4 protein-coding genes are annotated in these 4,321 nt (G+C 72.9%); 3 read left to right on the forward strand and 1 reads right to left on the reverse strand.

Annotated features, from left to right (window positions below; genetic code table 11):
* The first annotated feature begins 286 nt into the window (after positions 1 to 286).
* From E8D34_RS20600 to E8D34_RS20610, 3 genes are all read left to right on the forward strand, one after another.
* On the forward strand, positions 287 to 673 hold the full coding sequence (locus tag E8D34_RS20600; protein WP_136596386.1) for a type II toxin-antitoxin system RelE/ParE family toxin: 387 nt from the start codon (positions 287 to 289) through the stop codon (positions 671 to 673).
* Positions 583 to 1,224 (forward strand): endonuclease/exonuclease/phosphatase family protein, encoded by a 642-nt coding sequence (locus E8D34_RS20605; RefSeq protein ID WP_136596387.1) that lies wholly within the window; start codon positions 583 to 585, stop codon positions 1,222 to 1,224. The genes E8D34_RS20600 and E8D34_RS20605 overlap by 91 nt, the downstream gene beginning before the upstream one ends.
* A 140-nt stretch (positions 1,225 to 1,364) precedes the next feature.
* Positions 1,365 to 3,464 (forward strand): phage holin family protein, encoded by a 2,100-nt coding sequence (locus E8D34_RS20610; RefSeq protein WP_168929547.1) that lies wholly within the window; start codon positions 1,365 to 1,367, stop codon positions 3,462 to 3,464.
* A 76-nt stretch (positions 3,465 to 3,540) separates the two neighbouring features.
* Here the strand turns inward: E8D34_RS20610 and E8D34_RS20975 are convergent.
* The coding region (locus E8D34_RS20975; protein WP_206056824.1) for a hypothetical protein at positions 3,541 to 4,321 on the reverse strand (781 nt) is incomplete at its 5' end.

Consider the following 4,321-nt stretch of genomic DNA (forward strand, 5'->3'; position numbering starts at 1 on the left):
ATGGCCCCGACCGCCGTCCAGGCGGCCTAACCCCAACTGTCACCTGTCCGTGCAGCAGTCCCGTCCCCCAGTTCGCAGAGGTCCGGCGGGCGTCGGAGCCGACCGCGGAGCGATACGCCGCCGGCCGAGTGCCCGACGTGATGGCGGTGGCCGAGGAGCCTGAGACGGCGGCGTACGGGTCCGGTGCGACGGTGCGGTCGCAGGAGTGGCTGTTGGGCGAACGATGAGGCTCAACGGTCAAGCACTCCCACCTGACTGGCATACACCGCCATCGGAGGTGGTCGTCATGGCCACACGCAACGTCGTGCTCACCGAGCGCCAGGAAGAGCTGGCCCCGCCGAACGGCGTTGACGAGCACTGTCCGCTCAGCCGCGCCGCCGAGCAGGACATCGTCGAGATCCTCACCAGAACGCAGGAGGAGTTCGGCGACGACGCCCGCCAGCGCTACGCCGCCTTGATCGTCGCGGCCATCCGGCACGCCGCCGACCACCGCGACGGTGTCGGATTCCGAGCCCGACCCGAGCTCGTGCCGGCACGAGCAACTCCGGTGCGCAGTCACGAGCGAGGCGGGATGATCCCGCCGTGCGCATCGGGACCTGGAACCTCGCCGGACGCTGGGGCGACCAGCACCGACAGTTCCTGGACGACCTCGACTGCGAGGTCCTGCTGCTGACCGAGGTCTCGGACCGCGTCGACCTGCCCGAACGACACGGCCACGTGACCGGCCTCCTGATGGCCCAGCGACGGCATTGGGCCGGAGTCTGGACGGCCCGCCCCCACACGCCCCTGCCGGACCCCCACGGCGCCTCGGCGATGGTCGAGTACGACGACCTCCGACTGTGCTCGTCCATCCTCCCCTGGCGCTCGTGCGGGTCGGGGCCACCGTGGGTCGGCGCGACCACCTTCGAGCGCACGGTCGAGGCCGTCGACGCCATCGCGAAGCACTCCCCCACCGTCTGGGGAGGCGACTGGAACCACGCCCTCCTCGGCGCCGAGTACGCCGGCTCCGCGGCTGGACGCGACAGGATCGTCGAGGCCCTCGACCAGCTCGGACTCCGCGCGCCCACTGCCGATGCCCCCCACCAGATCGAAGGGTTGTCGTCGATCGACCACATCGCCGTACCTCTCGCCTGGGAGGCGAAAATGGAGCACCACTCCGCACTCCTCGACGAGGGCCGGCTCTCCGACCACGACGCCTACGTCATCGAGGTCCCCGGCCGCTGACTCACGCGGCCGCGGTCCAACGACCCTTGCCGCGCGATCGGAGCATGCGCAAGGCTCCGAACGAGACGCGCGGCATCAACGTGCACAGAGACGTGGCGGTAGACGTGACGGAAGACGTGGCGGAAGACGTGGCGGAAGACGTGGCCGACGACAGGCGGCGCTGGTGGCGCCCCCACTTCACCCTGGGCGACCTCGGCCGGGCGGCGTTGAGCCTGCTCGGCGGCGCGGTGGGCGTGATGGTCGCGTCGTGGATCGTGCCCGGGTTCAGCATCGGCGAGTGGTGGCGCGCGTTCAGCGTCGCGATCAGCGTCGCGATCTGGGGATTCCTGCTGCGGCCCGTACTGGTGCGCCTGGCCGTGTACCTGGGCTGGGTGGGCTCGGCCCTGGCCGGCATCTTCGGGCAGGCATTCATCATCTGGCTCGCCGTGCTCGGCGAGGAGGGCGTGGAGGACAGCCTGCTCGGCGCGTTGGTCGCGTCGTGGATCATCGCCACGGTCGGCCTCGCCTTCGGCTGGCTGGCGACCGCCGGCACGGAGGACGCGGTCACCGCGCGGATGCTGCGCCGGGCGCGGCGCAGGCCCGTGACGGTGCCCGACCCCGACGTACCCGGGATCCTGTTCGTCCAGATGGACGGGGTCCCCTTCCCCGTCCTGGAGTGGCACGTGCGGGCCGGCACGCTGCCCACGCTGTCGCGCTGGATCCGGTCGGGCGAGTACCGGATGGCGGAGTGGCGGCCCAAGCTGCCCGCGACCACCCCGGCCAGCCAGATGGGGATCCTGCACGGCACCATCGAGGGCATCCCCGCCTTCCGCTGGGTCGATCGCGCCGAGGGCAAGGTGTACGTCGCCAACAAGCCCGCCGACGCGGCACTGATCGAGGCGCGGCACTCCGACGGGCGCGGCCTGCTGGCCGACGACGGGGTGTCGGTGAGCAACCTCTTCACCGGCGACGCGCCCACGGCGTACGTCACGATGAGCGCGGTGGGTCGCACGCAGGAGACGAAGGAGACCCGCGCCGCGCTGGCCAGCTTCCTGGCCAGCCCCAACGGCCTGGCCCGCAGCATCCCGCTGATGGTCGGCGAGGTGGTCCGCGAGAGGTTCCAGGCCCGCCGGGCCATCCGCCGCGACATCCAGCCCCGGGTCCACCGTGGGCGCAGCTTCGTCGCCGAGCGGGCCGCGCTGGCCGGCGTGCTGCGCGACCTCAACACCTCGCTGGTCGCCGACGCGATGCTGAAGGGCCGCCGCTCGATCTACGTCGACTACGTGGACTACGACGGGATCGCCCACCACGTCGGGATGGTCCGTCCGGAGGCGGTGGCCGCGCTCTCCTCGATCGACGCGATCCTCGGCCGCCTGGAGGAGGTCGCGAAGATCGCACCGCGCACGTACCACCTGGTCGTCCTGTCCGATCACGGCCAGTCGCAGGGGGCCACGTTCGCCGACCGGTACGGCGAGGACCTGGCCGCCGTGGTCGCCCGACTGGCCGACGCCTCGGCGCTGGGCACGGACCGCAACTCCGAGGGCGCGGGCTCGGTGCAGTCGGTCCTGGCCTCCTCCGCCAGCGACGACTCGGTGCTCGGGCGCGCGCTGGCCCGCACCACGCAGCGGATGTCCGACGTGACCTTCGCCGAGGCGGACGACGCCCACGAGGCCGAGGCCGGCGGCCGCGCTGGGGGCGGCGAGCAGAAGGAGCAGTTCCTGGTGTTCGGCTCCGGCAACCTGGGCCTGGTCTACGTCGCCGGTGAGGACCACCGGCTGACCCTGCAGGAGCTCACCGATCGGTTCCCGGCGCTCGTGCCGGGGCTCATCGTCCACCCCGGGGTGGGCTTCGTCGTGGTCGACACCACCGAGTACGGGCCGGTCGCGTTCGGCGCCCGCGGGGAGCACCGGGTCCGCGACGGGGTCGTCGTCGGCGAGGACCCGCTCGCGCCGTTCGGGCCGCACGCCGCCGAGTTCGTGCTCCGCGCCGCGAGCATGCCCGAGACCCCCGATCTGTACGTCAACAGCCTCGTCGACGAGCTGGGCGAGGTGGCCGCCTTCGAGGGGCTCGTCGGGTGCCACGGCGGCCTCGGCGGCTGGCAGGACCGCGCGATGCTGGTCCACCCGACCGAGCTCGCGGCACCGGACCAGATGATCGTGGGCGCCGACGCGCTCCACGAGGTCCTGGTGGGGTGGCTGGAGGACCTCGGCCACCGCACCGAGCTACGGGACCGGACCGCGCCCGTCCCTCCCCCGGAGTGACCTCGGCCCCGCCGGATCGCCCGGGAAGGGCGTCCAGCGGGGCCGAGGTGCCGATCAGCGGCCGATCAACAGCCGGTCAGCGGCGGGCCAGCCGAACGAGTGCTCCGGCGCCAGCGAGGACGACCAGCATGCCCGCGCCGATCAGCGGGAGGGCGGAGGTGGCGCCCCCAGCCGGGGCGGCGCTGGCCTCAGCGAGCTGGTCGGCGGCGACGCCGCCTCCGCCGGTGGCGGGCAGGGACGCCGGGAGGCCGGCCGAGGCCTCGGCGGCCGCGGTGCCGGTCTCGCCGGTCTCGGTCTCGAGAGTCGCCATCGTGCCGGCCACGGCGCCGGACTGCACGGCGCCCGGGTCCACGGCTCCCGACCCGGAGGTGCCACCCGGCGTACGGGTCGGCTCACCATCGGTGGCGTCGTCCGCGTCCCCCGGCTCCGAGCCGTCCGACGGGTCGGGCGACGTCGTCTCGTCCTCGGGGACGCCCTCCGTCTCGACGGTGGGCGCCTCGATGAAGAAGGTCACCGTGGTCTCGTTGCCGAGCGCGTCGTAGGCGACGAGGGTGTTCTCCCCGACCCGGACGCCCCAGAAGCTGCCGCTGATGAGGTCGTTCACGTCGGACCAGCGGTTCGCGGAGAGCGGGAAGTCGACGCCGTTGATCCGTACGCCGGCGACGCCGCTGCCCAGCTCGAGGTCGTCGAGCGAGAACGAGCGGGCCGCGGCCGAGGAGCCGGCCTTCTCCGTGATCGTGGGGCCGGTGGTGTCGAGCACGAAGGTCACCGTGGTGACGTTGCCCGCCACGTCATGGACCTCCATGGTGTTGGTGCCCTCGACCGCGCCGAAGCGACCCGGCGTGATGTCGTTGACG

The sequence above is a fragment of the Nocardioides sp. GY 10113 genome, assembly GCF_004919105.1.
GTDB lineage: Bacteria > Actinomycetota > Actinomycetes > Propionibacteriales > Nocardioidaceae > Nocardioides.

Coding starts and splice junctions, on each gene's coding strand:
- E8D34_RS20600 (WP_136596386.1), top strand. CDS start 287: ATGGCCACACGCAACGTCGTGCTCACCGAGCGCCAGGAAGAGCTGGCC.